Raw genomic sequence first — 18,835 nt, forward strand, 5'->3', positions numbered from 1 at the left:
GTATGTCATAGAATAGGGTCTGAATTCAGGTTTCGTTTCGTGGGCAACGCGGCGACTTTGTACCATTTATCGTACAAAATCGGTTTGGATCCGCCTCTTTTCAACACTTTGTGTGATAAAACATACAAAACTAGGCTTTCGTCGTTGATGTCCAGCCAATTTGAGTGATTTATCATACAAAATACCAAAAGTTTGCACGGCCCGAATACATTTTGAGTGAAAATTCATACAAATTATGCGTGAGCACATCAAACGAGACTTACTTGGTTACGACTTGAGTCGATCTAAGCCGCAGCTCCTTGACAAAGCTGGGACAAGAGAAGGGAGCAGCTCCAGCTACTGCTTCATGATCGTCGAAACTACACGGAGTATTCGAGCGAATTGACGACCGCCTTCCGTCGTTCGAAAACTTCCGGAAAACCTTCTGTTTTATGATTCAAGCCATCTGAACCACCGGCCATGGCCTTCCGTTTCTGCAAGTGCATGCCGGAACAGTTGACCGTCTTTCCAATAGTCCAAGTGAAGCAAAACATCCTGCATGTTATTGCAGAGATGATAAACATCTCTTGTTTGCCCTAACGTGCAAATGTAGTGGATCAGCTTTTGTTTTGTGTCGGCAGAAAACTGATTGGCAACATGCGTATGAAAAACAACCAGCGCCGCTCCCTTTGGCATCGCCGCCGCAACAGTTGGCAGCAATTCAACAGCATCGCCTTCCAGGAGCTTAGGAGGCTGCTCCAGAAGCACCTTTGCCGCTTGCTCCAATTGTATCCGCCGATCCGTATGCTCCGGCCAAATTAACGCCTTCAGCCATAATAAATGATTCGCGGAGCAAAGATCGTTGACATGTAAATCGATTCCAACGGCTGCCGCTACCGGAGGACTGGCGGAATGGATCGGCGGTGCAATAACGCCTTTGGGAACAGCATGCAGGATCAGCTCGGATTGAGGATTGCCGACAATGGCTCGATCGCCGTAATCATAACCATACTTATGCCACATCAGCTGCAGCCCTGCGCTTGTGCCAAGCTCAATCAGAGCTAACGGTTTCTGCGCAATGGAATAGATGGTGCAAAATGCAGGATACAGATAGGCGCATCTTCCCGCCTCGTTTGTTTGTACAAGCCGATTTTGGAGCCGGAATTCGATCTGTGCGCGATGCTCCAAACAAAAGCTCTTGAAGGATGGAAAGGCATCCCCGGCAGGCAACGGAGCCCCTCGGCATGTACTGGCATAATAGTCCGCGAGTGTATGCTTAGAGCCGCTTAACAGCAGTTCATGCACCGCAGCAAACAAAAGATTCGGAACTGGCTGACCCTTGCGTGCAGAAGCCGCCAAAAGCAGCAGTTCCGAGTCTTTGGAGATGCTTTCGGCGAGATGTTCATACAGCGGACTGCTTTCTCGACATTCTTCAGCAAAACGGCGAAATTGAAGCGATAACTGTTCCATACCCAACCTCCATTGTTAGATTTGGGAATAAGATATCACGGACGCCATATAAAAGATATTTTACATTTTCTTTATACTTGATAAAAAATAGTAATAAATCACCAAATACTTTGACGGCGGAAGGGAGAACGAAAAATCACATGAATCCTAATTTGGAATGGTACCGGGTATTTTACTGGATCGCACGATCCGGCAGTCTGACCCGGGCGGCGGAGCGCCTGCATATTACTCAGCCTGCTGTAAGCCACTCGCTTAAGCAGCTGGAGCAGTCACTAGGCGGCCCTTTGTTCGTGCGCAATGCCCGGGGAGTGTCTCTGACGGCGGAAGGCGAGGTGCTGCTACGGCATGTCGAGGAGGCATTTCGTTTTCTGGAAAAAGGGGAAAAACAGGTCGGGGATATGAACGGGCTTTCGGCGGGCGAGATTCGCATCGGAGCGGGAGACACGTTATGCCGTCACTTTCTGCTGGGACATCTGGAGAGGTTCCGCAGGCTGTACCCTGCAGTCGGGATTCGCGTAATGAACCGCACAACACCCGAAACCGCCGCTCTGCTCAAAGAAGGTCTGATTGATCTCGGCCTGATCAGCTTGCCCCATGCCGATTCCGCGCTTGAACTTCGCCCCGGTCCGCTGCTTCATGACTGCCTCGTAGCGGGTGAAGCTTTTCGCCATTTGGCCAAACGTCCGCTGCCGCTGCAGGAGCTGGGCTCATACCCGTTGCTCATGCTGGAAAGCGGCAGCACGAGACGCCATCTGGATCAATATGCGGTGGACAACGGGGCTTTGCTGCAGCCAGAGCTTGAGCTTGGCAGTCTGGATCTGCTGTCTCAATTCGCGCAGCGCGGCTTTGGCATTGCCTTTCAAGTCCGCGAGTACATTTCCGATGAGCTTACCTCCGGTGCGCTGACCGAGCTTCCGCTCGACCCGCCGGTTCCGCCAAGACGCATCGCCATCGCGACTCGCAAGGAAGGCGCACTTTCTGCAGCTTGCAAGGCGTTTTTGGAGCTGCTGCCATTGTGAGAAAAAGCCGCGTTTCTAACCTATAGCTGCCCTCTTCATCATAAAACCCGAGCATACCAGCCGTTATGCAGGCGTGGTCATGCTCAGGTTTGGAGTTGCCCTATCTGAGGCCTCTGCTAAAAAGAGGTTCGCCTGGAGTCGCTCAAGCTCGAATAGATGGCTTCTTTGGGCTTTGGTTACCTGGCATTATTTTCTGGCCTTTTTGCCCACTGGAATACTCTGAGCAAAACGAAACACGTTATGCGGATCGTACTTCCGCTTCACCTGCTTCAATCTGCCAAAGTTCGCCCCATAATACGCTTTGGGCCAATTTTTAATCTGCAAATCGGGAAAGTTCACATAATCCCCCTTAACAAAGGGACGCATCGCTTTGCGGAACTTTTCTACCCACTGAATATTCCGCTGCTGCTCCCCGTCGTTCCTCCAGCGGGCCGAAAACTCGTAGATAATCTCTGCCTTCCGGTGAGGATAGGCCGTTGCAGTAGGCGATACCCGGCTCACCGCGCTTCCTGCGCCTCCCAAGCTTTGACTCCACACGCTGGAATGCCTGTTGGGCGCTTTGGATAAAAAGTCGCGTATGATTCGTACTCCTTCACGAGGCAGAGGCCGAAATCCGTAAGCCCCGGTTATTTTAAACTTCGGTTCCAGATTCAGATCCGATTCGGCGAAAAATTGGGTTGCTTCAATAAAAGGCACCCTTTTTACCATCACCTTCACCGGAGTGCCGGCCCGCAAGAGCGGTCCGATCAACCGACGCAGCTCCTTTGCGCCGCCAAGCAATTGTCCGGTAGACACAATCGTTCCCACCTGCTTGGCAGCCACCTCAATCGTTGAGGTTAAACGATTCGTGACAGACGGGGCCCAGCGCTGCCACACTGGCAATACCTTCTCCAAGTCCTTCCATTTCCATGTAACGCTGTATATAGAAACGGTTGATATGGGTCTGACCCGAAACGTATAGGCTGTAGCAACGCCAAAATTTCCTCCCCCGCCGCCACGCGATGCCCACAACAGATCGGAATGTTTTTTCTTGTTTGCCACAAGCGTTTTTGCCCCAAACCGCCCTGACGCTACGACCATCTTCACTTGGTTCAAATTATCGCACGTAAGCCCATATTTGCGGGACAGAAGTCCAATGCCGCCTCCCAGGGTAAGCCCCGCTACGCCTACATCAGGCGCGGTCCCAGCTGGCAGCGCCACACGTTTATCCCACAGCTTTTGGTATACGCGGGCAAGCGGATTTCCCGTCTGCACAACGGCCACCCTATTTTTACGATCAACCTTAACCTTATTCATCTCGCTCACATCGATAATAATTCCGCCGTTTACAGCCGAAAAGCCTTCATAGCTGTGCCTCCCGCTGCGCGCCCGCAGCCGTACGCCCCGCTCGCGGGCCCATTTGACTGCGTTAATCACATCCTGAGTTCGCCTGCAAAAAACAATGACCCTTGGAAATTTGGAAAAGCGCCTGTTAAACTCCATTCTGGCCGTATTATAGGAAGGATTGTCCGGAAATACGATTCTTCCGGTTAATCGTGTACCTGTTTTCTTCCGGTTTTGTGCCATTCACTTTACACCGTCCCTGTTCATGGTTGATCCCCATATTTCTATGTAGGGACACATGACCCAGCAACGGCAAACGCCTTGATTGGTGCCGTGAAAGATGAAGCTTTTTTGTGCTCTTGCAGTTAGCTTCTATACGGATGTTCTGTGAGAAATATAGTATCATTATGGGATGAAATGGAAACTTAAATGGCCATGAATGATACCTGCAAACTTAGGAAAAAATTGCAGGGTTTTCAAAAACGTTTCATCTATAATGATTGGTGAAAGGCAGGTGTGTATATGGATTGGTTGAACCGATTTAACTTCGCAATAGATTATTTAGAAAATAATCTTGACAGCGAAATCGACTATTCTTATGCTGCAAAAATTGCTTGTTGCTCTGAGTTCCATTTTTCGAGAATGTTCTCCTCTTTAGCCAATGTTTCTCTCGCTGAATATGTCCGTCGTAGAAGGCTGACTAAGGCGGCTTTTGAAGTACAGAAAACCAATACAAAGATTACGGATATTTCTATGAAATACGGATATAGTTCCCCTGATGCTTTTACTAGAGCTTTTCGCCAATTGCATGGTGTTACGCCTGTATCCGTTCGTGAAAGCGGCGTTCAATTAAAAGCATATCCACGCATGTCCTTTCAAATTACAATAAAAGGAGCTTCTGAGATGGATTATCGAATTGAAAACATCGATAGCAACCTCCGTTTTGCAGTCAAAAGGGAAAGCGTGAAAACTGTGGATGCTTTTAAGACTGTCCCACAATTGTGGGCCACCGCACAATCAAACGGATTTCTTCAACAGCTAATCGACATGTCTTGGGAAAATCCAAAGTGTAAACTTGAAGGTTTGCTTGGTATTTTTGGTAAAGAAGCAGCAATTAAAGACGAGACCTTTGATTTACTTATGGGGTGTAGATATGACGGTGAAATACCAAGCGGCATGGAAGAACTGATTCTTCCTTCATGTGTATATGCCGTTTTCCCCAACGATATTACCAATGCTTGGCAGCGCTTGTATACAGAATGGCTTCCTACATCCGGCTACGAACTTGAAAATCATCCTTGTATAGAGAATTATTTGGCGCCTGGAGCCGCAATCGAACAGGAATTATGGGTGCCTATCATTGCCAAGCAGTAAACATCTAATCTTAGTATCAAACCCACAGCCAGTTCTACCACCTTTGACAACACTATGCACTATGTCCGATACTATTAACCTCCTCTCGGGAGGTTTCTAAGACGGCACGGGAAGTCACTTATTAAACCCTCAAATAACCCAAAAACCTCCATCTCCGCCCAAAGGCGAATATAGAGGCTTTTCATGTTTGTTCTGAAAATTCGGCAATCAGCCCTTCGAGGCTCCGGACATCATGCCCTGCACGAGGAAGCGCTGCAGGAAGAAGAACAGCAGCGTGATCGGCACGGCGATCAGCACGGCGCCTGCGGCGAACAGCGTAAAGTTGCTGTTCTGGAAAGAGTTGACGAGGTCCCACATGCCAACGGCCAGCGTCCAATTTTCCTTTGAACGCAGCACGAGGCGGGCAAAGATGAAGTCGACCCATGCGCCGGTAAAACTCGTCAGCGCGACATAAGTGAGCATCGGCTTCGACAGCGGCAGCATGATTTTCACGAACACCTGCAGATGCGTCGCGCCGTCGATGCGGGCCGCCTCGTCGAGGCTGCGCGGAATGGTGTCGTAGAAACCTTTGACGACAAAACCGCCCATGACCGAACCGGCCGAGTACACAAGCACCAGCGCCGCATGAGTGTCCAGCAGGTTAAGCTGAAGCAGGAAAATAAAGATGGCGATCATGCTCATAAAACCCGGGAACATGCCGAGCACAAGCATCGACGTCAAAATGCCCTGGCGGCCGCGGAAGCGGAAGCGGGAAAGGGCGTACATGCTGAGTGTAATCAGAATCGTCGAGAAAATCATCGTCAGCGTGGCGATTTTCAGCGTGTTAATATACCACTGGCCGTACATAAAGCTTTTGTTGTTGAACAGCTCCCTGTAATGCGCCAGCGTAAACGTGTCGGGAATAAGCCGCTCGCTGAACAGCGAGGACCCTGGACGAAGGGAAGACAATACGATCCACAGCGCCGGGTAGATAGCTGAAACAGCCAAGGCGATCAACACAAAGTATTTAAGCGTAAGCCCGATAACCGAGCGTGTTTTGCTGCCAGTACTCATTGGATCATGTCCTCCTCTTTAAACGACCGCGAGCGTCTGTAGTTCCAGATGGAGAAGGACGCTACGATCAGGAAGATGATAATGCCGATCGCGGAAGCCATGTTGAACTGGCTGTTGTTGAGCGTAAGCTTATACAGCCACGTTACGAGCAGGTCCGTGCTGCCCGCATACTGGTAATCACCGTTGACCGGGTCGCCGTTGGTCATCAGGAAGATAACGTTAAAGTTGTTGATGTTGCCGGCGAACTGCGTAATCAGAATCGGCATCGTTGAGAACAGAATAAACGGCATCGTAATGATGCGGAACTTCTGAATTCCCGTCGCCCCGTCCACGTCCGCCGCCTCGTACAGATCCTTCGGAATTGCCGTCAAAATGCCGAGAATGAGCACCATAGACACCGGAATACCGATCCACATGTTAACGAGAATGACCGTTACTTTAGCCCAAAACGGATCGGTCAGCCAAGGCAGCTTTTCCAGACCGAAGTAGCCGAGATACTGGTTAATTGGGCCGAATTGTCCGTTGAACAGATTGCGCATGACGAGCAGCGAGATAAGCTGCGGGATGGCATACGGCAAAATGAAGATGGTGCGCCACATTTTTTTGAACCGAACGCCCTTGGATTCAATCAGCAGCGCCACCAGAATACCGCCGAAATAAGTTGTAACCGTGGCAATAACCGCCCATATAATCGTCCATGTGAATACGCCAATGAACGTTCCGCTCCAGGTTTTGAGCGTCAGCAGGTTGGCAAAGGTCTGAAAGCCGACCCAGTCAACGAGCGATTTGGGCGGAATATGATTTGGTGACGCATAGTTCGTGAACGCAAGCATGATCATGAACACAAGCGGCATGACGGTAAGGAACAGCACGCCGAGGGCCGGCACCGACAGCATCAGCACCGGGAATTGTTTATCCGTAATGTAAGCGATCGTCTCCCGAAAAGCCGGTGCGGCCTCTCCTTGCTCGCGGTTCCTTCCGGTCCGGTACGCATCGCGGATGTTCATAATGTAGATAACGATAAAAATCGCAAGAATAAACAAGGTAATCAACCCGCCGATGAGCAGGTAAATGGAATGATCCCCTTCTACGCGGACCGTCAGCTTGCCTACTTTCTGGAAGCCTTGCGTTTTCTCTCCGAGCGTCGTTACGCCCCACCATGCCTTGCCGATCTGCGGCATCAGCCACACCAGCGCGCACACCTCGACCGCTGCAAGCAGCAGGCCTTTTATATATTGCCGATTGTACAGCTGCCCAAGCCCCATGAAGAGCGTGGACAACACAGCTGCGATACTCCTATGACGCATACTGCGGGCTCCTCCCTATATCTGTCTATCCTGCTCCACCCCGTCAACAGAGCACCCGCCGAAAAGCCAAAGCCGTTCCGGCGGGCTGTCTCACGCTCCGGTTTTATTCCTTGGGAGCCGCTCCGTTGTTGGCGTCTTTGATTTGTTGAACTGCGTTGTCAAGCGATGCTTTTGGATCTTTGCCTTCGTTCCATACGTCGGACAGCGCAGCGCCGATCGGGCTCCATACGTTGCCCATTTCCGGAATGGACGGCATCGGCGTGGATTGGTTGAACTGCTCCAGGAAGCCTTTGACGATTTCGTTGCTTTGCACAGAAGGATCGTTGGCCGCTTCTTTGTTGGCCGGCAGAGCGCCCGTCATTTCAAAGTTTTTGAGCTGAGCTTCCTTCGTGGACGTGAAGTGAGCGAACAGACGAGCCGCGTTTGGATAGTTCGAGAACGAGTTGACATACCAGCCTTTAACGCCGGAGAAGGAAGAAGCCGGTTGTCCGTTGATGCTAGGCAGCGGCGCTACGCCGAAATCGATGCCGGCTTTGCGGTAGTCCGCAATCGTCCAAGGTCCGTTGATGTCCATCGCCAGCGTGCCGCCGGTGAACAGACCTTTTTTGATGTCGTACGTGATATCGCCGGAGTTAAGCGGCAGCAGGTCTTTTTTCAAGGAAGCAAAATAAGTCATGCCCTGTACGGCGCCTTCGTTGTTCAGGCCGATATCTTCTTTGTTCTGGCCGTTCTCGCCGTATACGTAACCGCCGGTGGACAGGAACGGGTAGTTGAAGTAAAGGTTGCCGACTTCCCACATCAGCGCAAATTTGTTCTTTTTCACATCGTTGTAGCCTTTGGCGAACTCTACAACCTCTTCAAACGTTTTTGGAGCCGTTGGAACGAGCTTTTTGTTGTAAAACAGCGCGTACGTTTCAACGGAACGCGGATAGCCGTACAAGATTCCGTCGTAGGTTACAGCGTTCAGCGCGATTTCCGAGCTTGCCGCTTTTGTTTCTTCCTCGTAGTAGTCGTTCGGCAGCACGAGGCCCGCGGATACTGCTTTGCCCAGGTTGTCGTGCGGGAACAGGACTACATCCGCGCCGAGGCCGGCAGGACCGTCGTTAACGAGCTTGTTGACCTGATCGCCTGCGCCGATTTCTTCGAACTTGATTTCTACGCCGTATTTGGCCGTGAACTCTTTCGCGATCTCCTCGACGAACGGACGCTCCTCTTTGCTCTCCCAAACGAGCAGCGACGCGCCTTCCTCCGGCTGGAGCTCTTCGGCCGTTTGGCCGCCCTCACCGGTGTTGGCTGCCGGGCTTGCTGAAGGAGGAGTGGATGCAGCCGTATTCTCGGCATTGCCGCCTCCGTTGCTGCCGCATGCGGATACAAGCGCCATCGCTGCGACCATCGTCCATACATAAGCTTTTTTCATTTGTCTGATCCCCTTCCGTGTTCTTGAGCCATGAATGAAGTGACGCCGGGACGAATTCGCCAGGATGCGCAAACGTTTGCAAGTTTTGAGAGCAATCCGTCGATTCATTTCGCTGAAACGTCCCGGCATCGTTTTTTTCTCCCGTTAGGTAAAATTTACCTAACTAAATGAAAGCGGTTTAATTTGAGCCTCAATCATCATACATCAGCGAATATCGTTTGTTAAATCGTTTGCACAGACGATTATATCGGGTTAATCGGATGTTTACTCCAAATTAAGCGGTATATCTCTTTAATCCGCAGCTATTCTCTTTTTTTAATCATTTTTAACTAAACCTTTTACTGCCAGTTAAATACCGCCGTGTCCAATGAACCTGAAGCCGGAGCAGTGAACGTGCGGTTGCTTCCGCCCTCCCAAACGACGTTGCCGTTGGCATCCTTTTTAAAGAACTTAAAGGTGAAGGTTGCGCCTTTAGGAACGCTTACGGGCAGGAACCACGTAGGATAATTCGGATTCAGCATCGATTCGGATGATTTCGCGGCATCCCAGTTGCCAAGCTCAGCCAAGCTGCCGGAAACATGGAGCGTTTGGCCCGGAGTTGTCGTTGCATTCACTTTAAAAATAACCTGCACCTGATCGTTAGTCAGAACATCGTAGGTAAACGAATTGCTGACGCTGCTGCCCTTGGTCACCGTAATCGGCTGTTGTCCTGCCGCAACGGTCGGAACGGTCGCTTCAATGAATGTATCGCTACTGCTCACTACAGTTGCAGTCGCTGTTCCGAACTTCACGACCGGCGAGCTGCCAAGTCCCGTGCCGTAAATGTACACCGTGTTGCCCGGACGGCCGGAGGTCGAAACGACGTCACCGATGCGCGGCACGGTTGTGCCGAGAGAAGGATTATGCGACCATACGCTTACTTGACCGCCGGCCAGCGTGAAGCTGCCGATTTTGTTTTGACCGGATACGTTCGTTACGCTTGCCGATCCGCCGGAGAGCAGGCCGCCCAGCACGTCGGTATATGTACCGGCAGGAAGCGTCGTATTGATTGCAGGTACGGTGAAGCTTGCATTAGGCTGGCGGTTAACCGCCACGATAACCTGTTTATCATAGAACTGGCGCTGATACACAAGCACATCGTTTGTGCTGTACAAAACGTTCGTCGTGCCAAAAGCGATCGCTTCATTGGACTGGCGCAGCGCCGACAGGCTCTTAATGACTTTGTACGCTGTCGTGTTCTGATCAAAAGAAGCGGCCTTTTCCATAAAAACGCGGCCGGCGATGTCACTGCTGTCCGCCGAGGACAAGTACTGCTCTGTGCCGTAGTAAATGTTCGGCGTTCCGCGGGACGTCATGAGCGTGGCGAGCGCAGCATGATACGGCTTGTTGTTCGGTTGAATATAACGGAAGCGGGTCACGTCATGATTGTCCAGGAAGGTGACCGCCTGATTTTCATAGCTGTAGTCGGCACTCGTCTGAAGCAGCATGTTGCCAAAGGTGCTCATCGATTCCGAGAAGTTGCCAAAAGCGTTTGTAGATGCCCGGAAATATTCAAAATCCAGGTTGTTAACGCCGGTGCGGTCCGGGAACGTCCGGTACTCATCGTACTTCGGATCGGGACGGGCAATGAAAAATTCGCCGAAGTGAGTCATCGGGCCGCCTGGAGCCGAGTCGATCGCGTCCTTCAGCCCCTTGGTGAACGCAGGGTTCATATGAAGGGTCGCATCGTGGCGGAAGCCGTCCACGCCTTTCGCCTTCCAGAACGTTGCCGCTTTTTCGAGATAGTTGATAACCGTGCTGTTCTCCTGCGAGAAGTCGGCGAGCGAGCCAAGCTCCCTGTTGCGGAAGCCGAATTTCGAGCTGTCGCTGCCGCGATCGCCGAGGCCGTGGAACCAGCCGTTGACGTCGTTATTCGGATCGGCGACCAGATTCTCCAGCTTGCCGTCTCCGTTGGAATCAATCGGCTCACCGTTCGCGTTGAACGTGTACGCACCGGAAGCGTTTTTGTCCGGCTCATACAGCTTGCCGTCCTCCGGGCTGAAATTGCTCGTCGGATTTTGCCAGCGGCTCGTATGGTTCGTCACAAAGTCGATGACAAGCTTCATGCCTTGAGCGTGGAGCGCGTCCCGCAGCTGTTCAAATTCCTTCATCATGCCAAAATGTTTGTTCGTCGCAAAATAATTGCGCACATGATAGCCGTGGAAGCTGGTCCAGCGGTTGAGGCTGCCGTTCGGCTGGTAGTCGTTAATCGCCGTATCCCGGTTCTCATACGGAGCGGAAACCCATACTGCCGTTACGCCCATGTTTTTGAGGTAAGGAATTTTGTCGATAATACCTTTCCAGTCGCCGCCCTGATACAGCTTAAGATCGTTGCCGTCCCCGCGGCCGTCGCCATTTGCATCATCGAACAGCGTCGGATCAAAACCGGCCGGTTTGTTGTTGGCCGTGCTGCCGTCGGCAAAACGGTCCGTAATGATCTGGTATACCGTATCTTTAGGCGTTACCGGACCTAACGCCGAAGACGCCGTAAGCGCTTCCACTTTAGGCGGTTGAACCGCACCTGCCGGCAATGCGAGCCCCCCTGCTATTGCCGCAATCGTAATTCGTTTCCACATTTTCACTGCTCCAACACTCCTCGCTCAAGGTGAATTCCATCTTGGGTCGGAACGGGCCTACGCCTGATCCGCGACTTCGCTTTGTCCCGAACCACCTCCCTAATGTAGTCAAATACCGGTGTGTCTGCTTGCGCAAACGATTGCATATTTGATAGTGAATCGGTACAATATGCGCCGATTTGCATGGGCTTACCGATTTTTTGAAGCAATCGTTCGCATCTAACCGGCACAGTAACGCAGCCGGGCCTTCCTGCAGGCATCCAGCTTGCCGGTTGGAAGTTTAACGACAGCCCAACAAGCTAAGCTCTTCAAACCTCTAACGCAACTGAGCCGTCTTATTTGACATCCAAATGGCAAATTTGAAATGTAACGCAACTGAGAAGCCTTATTAGGCCCTGTTCGTGCCAAATTGCCCTCATTGTTCGCGAATAACGTCTCTCAGTTGCGTTAAAACTCAAAAACTAGCATTTATTGCAAAATAGAGCGTCTCAGTTGCGTTAGCCGGATTACTCCATTACCGAATGCCTAACTTCTAGTATGTCCCCGTTCAGCTTGCCGGTGACTGCTCTAAACAAGAGACTCAGCGAGCGTAGCCGCCGCCGACAGTTCCGGCCATTCATCAGCGTGAAGGAGGAGACGTGCTTTGACGCGGCACCAGCTCGACGCCTAGCGTCACCTGCCGCTCAATGCTATCGTCCCGCTCGATCTGGGCTGTGAGCAGCCGCACCGCTTCGCGTCCCTTTTGCACGATATCTTGGCGGACTGTCGTTAGAGCCGGGATGCAGTAACGCGCTCGTTCGTCATCATCGAAGCCGACGACCGACATATCCCGGGGAACTCCGATGCCTAAATCATGCAGCCCTTTAATGAGCCCGATCGCCGCCATATCCGACAAGGCGAATACGGCTGTAATTCCGCCGGATTTGGCTCCTATTCTTGAAGCCGCCCTGTAACCGCCGAGCGAAGAAGTCGGCTCCTCGTACACAAGCTCCTCCCGGTAAGGAACGCCCGCCTCCTCCAGCGCACGGCAGTACCCCTGCCAGCGCCGGTAATTGACTCCGTCCTTGAGCAAAACGCCGGTCAGCAGCGCAATCCGCTCATGTCCGAGCGAAAGCAAATGTTTCGTGCCAATGTAGCCGCCCAGCTCGTCGTCCAGCGCAACTTGATAAAATTCAGAGCCATCGACCATGCTGTCCATGAACACGCTGGGCACATTCAGGCGCAGCACGCTCTCGACCACTTCCGTGTCCTGGAAAGCGCCCACAAAAATGAGGCCGTCCAGATGCTGCTCTCGCACGAATGAGAACGTTTCGTCCGGGCCGATGCCAATTAGAATGACATGCAGCTTCTCGTCTCTCGCGCTCTCCTCAATACCGCGCACAAGATGCCAATAAAAAGGATTATCCTGCAGGCGGCCTTTTTCCAGCAGCGGAACAACAACGGCAATTAACGAGGATTTTTTGTCCTTTAAATTTCTGGCGGAAGCGCTGGGCGCGAAATCGAGCTGCCCGATCGCCTGCTCCACCTTGCGCTGCGTATCCAGCGATACCCGTCCCGTGCCATTGATCACATTGGAAACGGTAGCAATGGATACTCCGCAAAGCTTGGCGACATCTTTGATCGTGACTCGGCTTCGGCTCATGCATAAACTCCCTTAGACTTAAAAGATTAAACGTTTCATCATATTCCATAAAATAAGATCGACTTTACAGACTGGCCGATCTTTATTTTCCACCGTTAAACCCTTAAAGCGATTCCATTTCACCGTTTGAATGAGCAAAGAGGATTATTTAGGGATTAAAAATTGATTAAACGTTTCATGTAATGACTATAGAACGGCGGATGCGGTTTGTCAATACCGATTCGCCATCTTCTTTTTTCTTTCTTGTGCAGGTTGGAGGGATCAGTTCGGTGCAAATCTGCTTTCCGTTACTGGCCGGGTATGACATCCTTAACAGTTCTATTCGGCAGGCAGACAGGAGTGCTCTATTCCAGCGCCTCGGGTTTGACAATGCTGCCGAGAAACAGCCAGCCTCCGCTAATCGTTTCTTCAATGGCCAGGAAAAACGGGCGGTCCGCGATAAACTCATGGGGTTCAGCTTGGGCGGAGCTTGGGATGCCGATTGAAGTTGCCGCCGCAGCCTCCGCCCCTTTTTCATCGACCTCCAGCACGACCTCGTGGATGACGTTGTTGATTGCCGTTCCAGAGGAGCCCAGCATACCGCTGAAATCCGCGGCCCCGGGCTGAAATGCCGCTTTAATCCCGAGCTTCTGCAAGGACTTGCTGAGCTCTCCCTTCCATCTGGCCTTGAATTTCGGCAGCTCCACCGATCCAGTGCTGAGAGCCAGTTCATCCTTCCATTCCTCATAACTCTGAAGATCGGGAAGAAGCTCTGTCAGCGTCAGACCTTCCTTCGGAAGCACAATCAGCATTGAATATCCGCCAGACTGGCCGTAAGGAAGGCGAATGGCTTCATAACGTTCCGTTATTAAGTAAAGGTAACTCCCGCTCTGGCTCATCATCGGCACATCCTGCGTTTTTCCGTCTGAGAGATGAAACGGCTTGATTTTTGTCTGCATGAGATCGAATTCGTTCATCCAACCGCCTTTGAAATAAACGGTGTTAAGCACAAGCGCGGTTAGCCCCCGAATCCTCTCGGGTTCTACCACATTTGGAAGCATGCCCTTTGTTTCCAGCTCGGCCCACTCGTTAATTTGTTTTGCAGTATCAAAAATTCCATTTTGTGTAAAATCCACCTGCTCCATTCTGCCGTTGTAGCTACTTTCCAGCAGCTTCTGGTAGGATGGCAGTGGCTTAATTCCCTCCTTAAGCCATAACGAGTTGGAAATACCGACAAAAGTCCCATCCGAAGGAAGCTCAAAAAAGGAACGCCAGCCTTTAGCAGCTTCCGCCCCCTCGATTTGATTAAGCCCGTTCCATCCTGCTCCGCCAGCAATCTCTTCGGAGGTAGCTCCTTTGCTGCCTTGCCAGACCATGCCAAGGGCTTCACGAATACTCCAAGGCGAGATAAGGAGATTATCCGCCTCGCCGGTTTGTTGGAGGATGCGATAAAGTTGTAGGCCAAAAGTATTGGAGGAATGCACATAGGTGCGATCCAGCTTGTCCGCTGCCGCTTTGCGCGCTTGCTCCTGCTGCTGTACTTTTTCCCAGGAAAGCTTCTTGCCGGGATTCGCAGTTTCCTCCGTGCCCAATCCGCAGCTTGCCGCAAACGGCAGCGCCGCAGCGAGCAATGAGACGTAAACCGCTCGTATGTTTGGCTTCAACATATGCCTCCCCCTTCTGATTGCGCATGAGAGTTGATTTGCTTACAAGGCCATCTCAAGACGCAGCTCCAATGGGAAATGTTGCAAATGCAGCCGTAGCCAACGAAAACCGCAGACGAGTTGGCGTTGCCCAGACGGATTGGAAACCGACCTATTTCGCCTTTGACCGTTATAACTGCCTGTATCAAAGTGCATTTTTTGAAAAATACTATAATTTTAAGAGATTACGAAAAAAGAGGAGGAACGATATGAGCAATCAACGCAACCTTACCGCGATCAGCAGTGTTAAAGCTTTAACTATGGGAGTCATCCTCGTTTTGTTTATACTGCTTCTTATTGTGATTCGTACGTTTGGAGGAAACTGGAATGAGGTTGGCAGCAATCTCGGCCTGAATGCAGACCTGACAGATAGACCCTACACCGTCTTTAATAATTCACTCTACTTATTGGTATTGGAGAGTTACCAGGATGAAACCGAATGGCGGCCGCTTGGCCCGCCCCCTCTGCAAACGATTCGGTCCGATTCCTCTGCCCGCATTGGCTATGTAATCCTCCCCGGCTTCCCAGCAAGAAATGTCCAATATGCAGCGTTGGATACGTTCGGGCGAGTTGTTGGCCGGATCAGTTTACGGTTTCAGTATGAGTTTAGTTACAATGTCAGCTTTGTTACAGAAGGAGTAATCAACGCAGCAACAGTCCTGTCTACCATTAATTATTCTCCCGTTCATAATCCTGTTGTTGTGAACCGGTATTAATCCTTCTGCGCTCAAGGTTCTATTTTATGCCCGCCCCTTGCGCCGCCATCACCGCAAGCTCCAGCTTGCCAAGCGCGCTCCGGTAATCGGCGGTCAGCTCAAATTTTTCCGGCTTGTCGAGAGAGAGAAAATAGGGCATGGCGCTGTCGGGACCTTTGAACCAGTCCCCCGGCTCCGGCTCGTCAACCGGACGATCCGACCACACCGCCGACAGCGGCGGGCTGAACAGTGGCTCAGCTCCGGGCCGCAGCCGCCCGCCTATTAAGCGCTCCTTATAAGAAGCGGTTGGAGCGCCGTGGCGAACCTGGGTAAACAGATCCGGCGCATAATCCGAGCGGGAGCCGGTGTGACGGGTCGCTTTTACAAATGCGAGTACGCCCTTGGATACGCCCGGCATGCCGAAAAGCAGCAGGTACAGCTGTTTGCCGAACTCGATCCGCTCGCGGATATCGGAGAAATTCTCCAAAATCAGCCCCGCTACAAGCGGGTCGCCGCCCTCGTCCTTCCCGTACGGAAACACGACCTGATTCAGCTGCAGCACCGACTGCATGCCGAAAAAGAACGTGTTCAGCACTTTACGCCGATAATATGGATTTTGGACAACTCTCTCTTCGATAAAATGCTGCTCGTTGACGATAAGGCAGACTGTGAGCGGGACGGCGTCGCCGCTGCGCAAAAATTGCTGCCAAATCGGTTTCATGAATGCGGACACGCCGAAGCGCGGCAGCAGATGCAGCAGATTGCGGCCGCTGCGGCGGCATTCCTCGTAGAGCAGCAGCTGCGGGTAGGCATCGTGAAAAATAAGCGCGTTTGCCCGTTCCAGCATGCCAAACGTGCAGCGCCGCTTCGGCATGTCGAGCAGCCGGGGCAGCCATTCGCCTTGCAGATCCGTCATATTCCAGCCGCCGTTGCGGGATACCATATGGGCGAGCAGCGCCCAATGCACCTCCGGGCGGCGCAAATAAAACGCACGGTACGCCTCCGTCCGCGTCACATTGTTGCGGTTCATCCGCGCCGTTTCCGCGCGGATGCGCTGCACAAGCAGCGCGTCGCCGGCCGCTCCCCCCGGCGACGGCTGCGGCGCTGCGCCGAAGGCGGCCGCGGCCTCCGCGCTCCATGCCGGGCTTGCCTTCGGCAGCCCGGCCCACGCGGCGGCCTTGCCCGCCGGCGGCGCGCCGACGCCCGGCTTCGCCCCGGGCGTCCCGCCAGGCGCGGCCGCTGCGCAGCGCCACCAGCTCCTGCGGCCGCCGCCTTAGCTGCGGCCCGCTCCAGTTTGCGCCACGCGGCGCGAAGCTCCGCGACGGCGGGAGCCGCCAGCCGCAGCGGCGGCGAGCCTGCCGCCAGCTTGGCGGCGGCATGGCGGCTGCGCCGTTTGCCTGCGGCGTATGCAACAATCGCTGCAGGCAGCGCAACGGGCAGCAGCAGCAGCTCCAGCAGCGGATGCCTGGAGCGGGCATCCTGCGCTGATGAATGTGCTGCTGCTGTTTTTCCAGCTTCCGCTGCAGCTTTTGCTTCGTCCCCGGCAATGTCGCTTATGCTATGCGTTTCGCGCCCCGACTCCGCATCGCTGCTGCCGGAAAAAGCGCCGCCGGACGCCCGGTTCCCGCTCGTTTCTGATCTGGAAGTTTCTTTCCCGTCTGGTGCTTTCCCGTCTGGTGCTTTTCCGGCTGGTGCTTTTCCATCTCGTCCGTCCGTTCCGCCATGCCCTTCTCCTGCCCGCATCCGCCATTTCCTCCCCAGCCGTCCAAACGCGGTAATCCGCCGCCGGCTATTCTAGTAGAAGTATAGTCGGGAACGCTCCGCCTTAACCCCATTAGCCGTTCGTTTGCTTCATACTAAGGAACGCAGCGCAAAAAAGGCCCGTTGCAGCTTCCGAACGCTGCAGCGGACCTTCTCCTGAAAAAATTTGTCATTTATGCAACACATAGCCGGATACACAGGCCGGACTCAGCTGAAGCTTAACCATCCGTCAAACTTTCTCGCCTCGTACTGCCGAGCGCCGCAGACAGAACCCCGGACGACGCTTTCGCTTCGGCCGGGGTTCTAAATTTTGGCTTTTACAGGCTGATATCCGGTTCGCAAGCTAACGACTTTGGTTTATGAAAAGTCGGTTTAATAAACATCCTTCCATTCCGCAATGTTAGAGGCATCGAATTTGAACGGATCGCCCAGCATAATTTGCGTGCCTTCCCCGTCCTGCACCACTTCTTTTTCTCCCAGCTTGCCGGCAGTCAGCTTATCTCCAACCTTGCCGCTGATCGTGCCTTTCACGAGCGCGTCGGCCGCATAGCCGGACAAGTATCCAACGTCAATCGGATTCCATAGGTACATCCACTGACAAACGCCGCTTTGAATGTATTCCGCCATTTCGCTTGGCAAGCCAAGGCCGGTCAACTGCACTTTGCCTTTCAGTCCTTTATCCGTCAGCACTTTGCCCGCTGCCGCGATGCCAACCGTTGTTGGCGCAATAATGCCTTTCAGGTTGGGATAAGATTTCAAGAGAGCTTCCGTCTCGGACACGCTTTTATCGCGCAGATCATCGCCGTAGGCCACTTTAACCAGCTTGATTTTGCTATACTTGGAGTCTTCCAGCTCCTTCTTCATCCATTCAATCCATGTGTTCTGGTTCGTCGCTTGCGAGGTCGCGCTTAAAATGGCGATTTCGCCTTCTTCGCCGATCATTTCGGATACGCCTTGGATTAAGGTGCGGCCGATTCGTTCCGGATCCGCCTGATTGACATGCACCATGCGGCTGGCGGCGTTCACTGCGGAATCCAGCGACAGCACTTTAATGCCTTGATTCATCGCTTTTTTAAGTGCCGGTTGCAGCGCGTCGGGATCATTTGCCGCAATGGCGATTACGTCTACCTTTTGCGAAATAAGCTCTTCAATCATTGCAATTTGCGCTTCGGCAGTCGGCTGGTCCGGCGCTTTCAAAATCGCCTCATAACCGAGCTCCTCCACCGCGTTTTTGAACCCTTCCATCTGTTTCTCGCCGTATGGATTGCCTGTATTTTTAAAGATGATGGCATATTTCTTCTTTGCATTCGCGGCGTCGCCGCCTTTGTTGTTTGCTTGGGACTCGCCCTGGCCGTTATTCGTGTTGGTTCCGGCGTTATTGCTCCCGCAGGCGGCCAGCATGGTAAACGCCAATATAACAGTTAAACAGACAGCTAACATTCTAAATCTTTTCATCGTTCTACCTCCCTTTGTATGTGCGCAGCATGTATATACAAAA

The 18,835-nt window shown here is 52.5% G+C and carries 14 protein-coding genes; 3 read left to right on the top strand and 11 right to left on the bottom strand.

Annotation, left to right across the window (positions count from 1 at the left end; genetic code table 11):
- Positions 1-429 precede the first annotated feature (429 nt).
- Positions 430-1,449, bottom strand: a complete 1,020-nt coding sequence (locus tag M3223_RS01895) for a DUF2332 domain-containing protein (protein ID WP_251558388.1) — start codon at positions 1,447-1,449, stop codon at positions 430-432.
- A 140-nt stretch (positions 1,450-1,589) separates the two neighbouring features.
- On the opposite strand from M3223_RS01895, the gene M3223_RS01900 reads away from it, so the two are divergent.
- Positions 1,590-2,468, top strand: a complete 879-nt coding sequence (locus M3223_RS01900) for a LysR family transcriptional regulator (protein WP_251558390.1) — start codon at positions 1,590-1,592, stop codon at positions 2,466-2,468.
- Between the two features lie 186 nt (positions 2,469-2,654).
- Here the strand turns inward: M3223_RS01900 and M3223_RS01905 are convergent, their stop codons facing one another.
- A complete protein-coding gene (locus tag M3223_RS01905) occupies positions 2,655-4,034 on the bottom strand; it encodes an FAD-binding oxidoreductase (RefSeq protein WP_251558392.1) in 1,380 nt (459 codons plus the stop codon).
- Positions 4,035-4,313: 279 nt separating this feature from the next.
- Between M3223_RS01905 and M3223_RS01910 the strand changes: the two genes are divergently transcribed.
- Positions 4,314-5,165 carry an AraC family transcriptional regulator gene (locus M3223_RS01910; protein ID WP_251558394.1) on the top strand — a complete coding sequence of 284 codons (852 nt, stop codon included), beginning with the start codon at positions 4,314-4,316 and terminating at the stop codon, positions 5,163-5,165.
- A 207-nt stretch (positions 5,166-5,372) separates the two neighbouring features.
- Here M3223_RS01910 and M3223_RS01915 read toward each other — a convergent pair whose 3' ends face one another.
- The 6 genes from M3223_RS01915 to M3223_RS01940 form a co-directional block, all read right to left on the bottom strand.
- Positions 5,373-6,218, bottom strand: a complete 846-nt coding sequence (locus M3223_RS01915) for a sugar ABC transporter permease (protein ID WP_251558396.1) — start codon at positions 6,216-6,218, stop codon at positions 5,373-5,375.
- Positions 6,215-7,525, bottom strand: coding sequence for a carbohydrate ABC transporter permease (locus tag M3223_RS01920; protein WP_251558397.1), 1,311 nt, complete (start codon positions 7,523-7,525; stop codon positions 6,215-6,217). Before M3223_RS01920 ends, M3223_RS01915 begins: the two co-directional genes overlap by 4 nt.
- A gap of 103 nt (positions 7,526-7,628) precedes the next feature.
- The gene (locus tag M3223_RS01925; protein ID WP_251558400.1) at positions 7,629-8,942 is read right to left on the bottom strand and encodes a sugar ABC transporter substrate-binding protein; all 1,314 of its coding nucleotides are present in this window, start codon (positions 8,940-8,942) and stop codon (positions 7,629-7,631) included.
- A gap of 338 nt (positions 8,943-9,280) precedes the next feature.
- Positions 9,281-11,557 (bottom strand): alpha-amylase family glycosyl hydrolase, encoded by a 2,277-nt coding sequence (locus tag M3223_RS01930; protein ID WP_251559783.1) that lies wholly within the window; start codon positions 11,555-11,557, stop codon positions 9,281-9,283.
- 619 nt (positions 11,558-12,176) lie between these two features.
- Entirely contained in the window at positions 12,177-13,199 is a 1,023-nt protein-coding gene (locus tag M3223_RS01935) for a LacI family DNA-binding transcriptional regulator (protein WP_251558402.1), read from the bottom strand.
- A 344-nt stretch (positions 13,200-13,543) separates the two neighbouring features.
- Positions 13,544-14,845, bottom strand: a complete 1,302-nt coding sequence (locus tag M3223_RS01940) for a serpin family protein (RefSeq protein ID WP_251558404.1) — start codon at positions 14,843-14,845, stop codon at positions 13,544-13,546.
- 245 nt (positions 14,846-15,090) lie between these two features.
- Here M3223_RS01940 and M3223_RS01945 point away from each other — a divergent pair, with 245 nt between their 5' ends.
- A complete protein-coding gene (locus tag M3223_RS01945; protein ID WP_251558406.1) occupies positions 15,091-15,597 on the top strand; it encodes a hypothetical protein in 507 nt (168 codons plus the stop codon).
- A gap of 19 nt (positions 15,598-15,616) precedes the next feature.
- On the opposite strand, the gene M3223_RS01950 is transcribed toward M3223_RS01945, so the two are convergent.
- From M3223_RS01950 to rhaS, 3 genes are all read right to left on the bottom strand, one after another.
- On the bottom strand, positions 15,617-16,636 hold the full coding sequence (locus tag M3223_RS01950; protein WP_251558409.1) for a DUF2515 family protein: 1,020 nt from the start codon (positions 16,634-16,636) through the stop codon (positions 15,617-15,619).
- Positions 16,603-17,319 carry a hypothetical protein gene (locus M3223_RS01955; protein WP_251558411.1) on the bottom strand — a complete coding sequence of 239 codons (717 nt, stop codon included), beginning with the start codon at positions 17,317-17,319 and terminating at the stop codon, positions 16,603-16,605. Before M3223_RS01955 ends, M3223_RS01950 begins: the two co-directional genes overlap by 34 nt.
- A gap of 390 nt (positions 17,320-17,709) precedes the next feature.
- Complete coding sequence (rhaS, locus tag M3223_RS01960) at positions 17,710-18,792, bottom strand: rhamnose ABC transporter substrate-binding protein (protein ID WP_251558413.1); 1,083 nt, start codon at positions 18,790-18,792, stop codon at positions 17,710-17,712.
- Between the last annotated feature and the right edge of the window lie 43 nt (positions 18,793-18,835).

It is taken from the genome of Paenibacillus pasadenensis (genome assembly GCF_023715725.1).
Classification (GTDB): domain Bacteria; phylum Bacillota; class Bacilli; order Paenibacillales; family Paenibacillaceae; genus Paenibacillus_O; species Paenibacillus_O pasadenensis_A.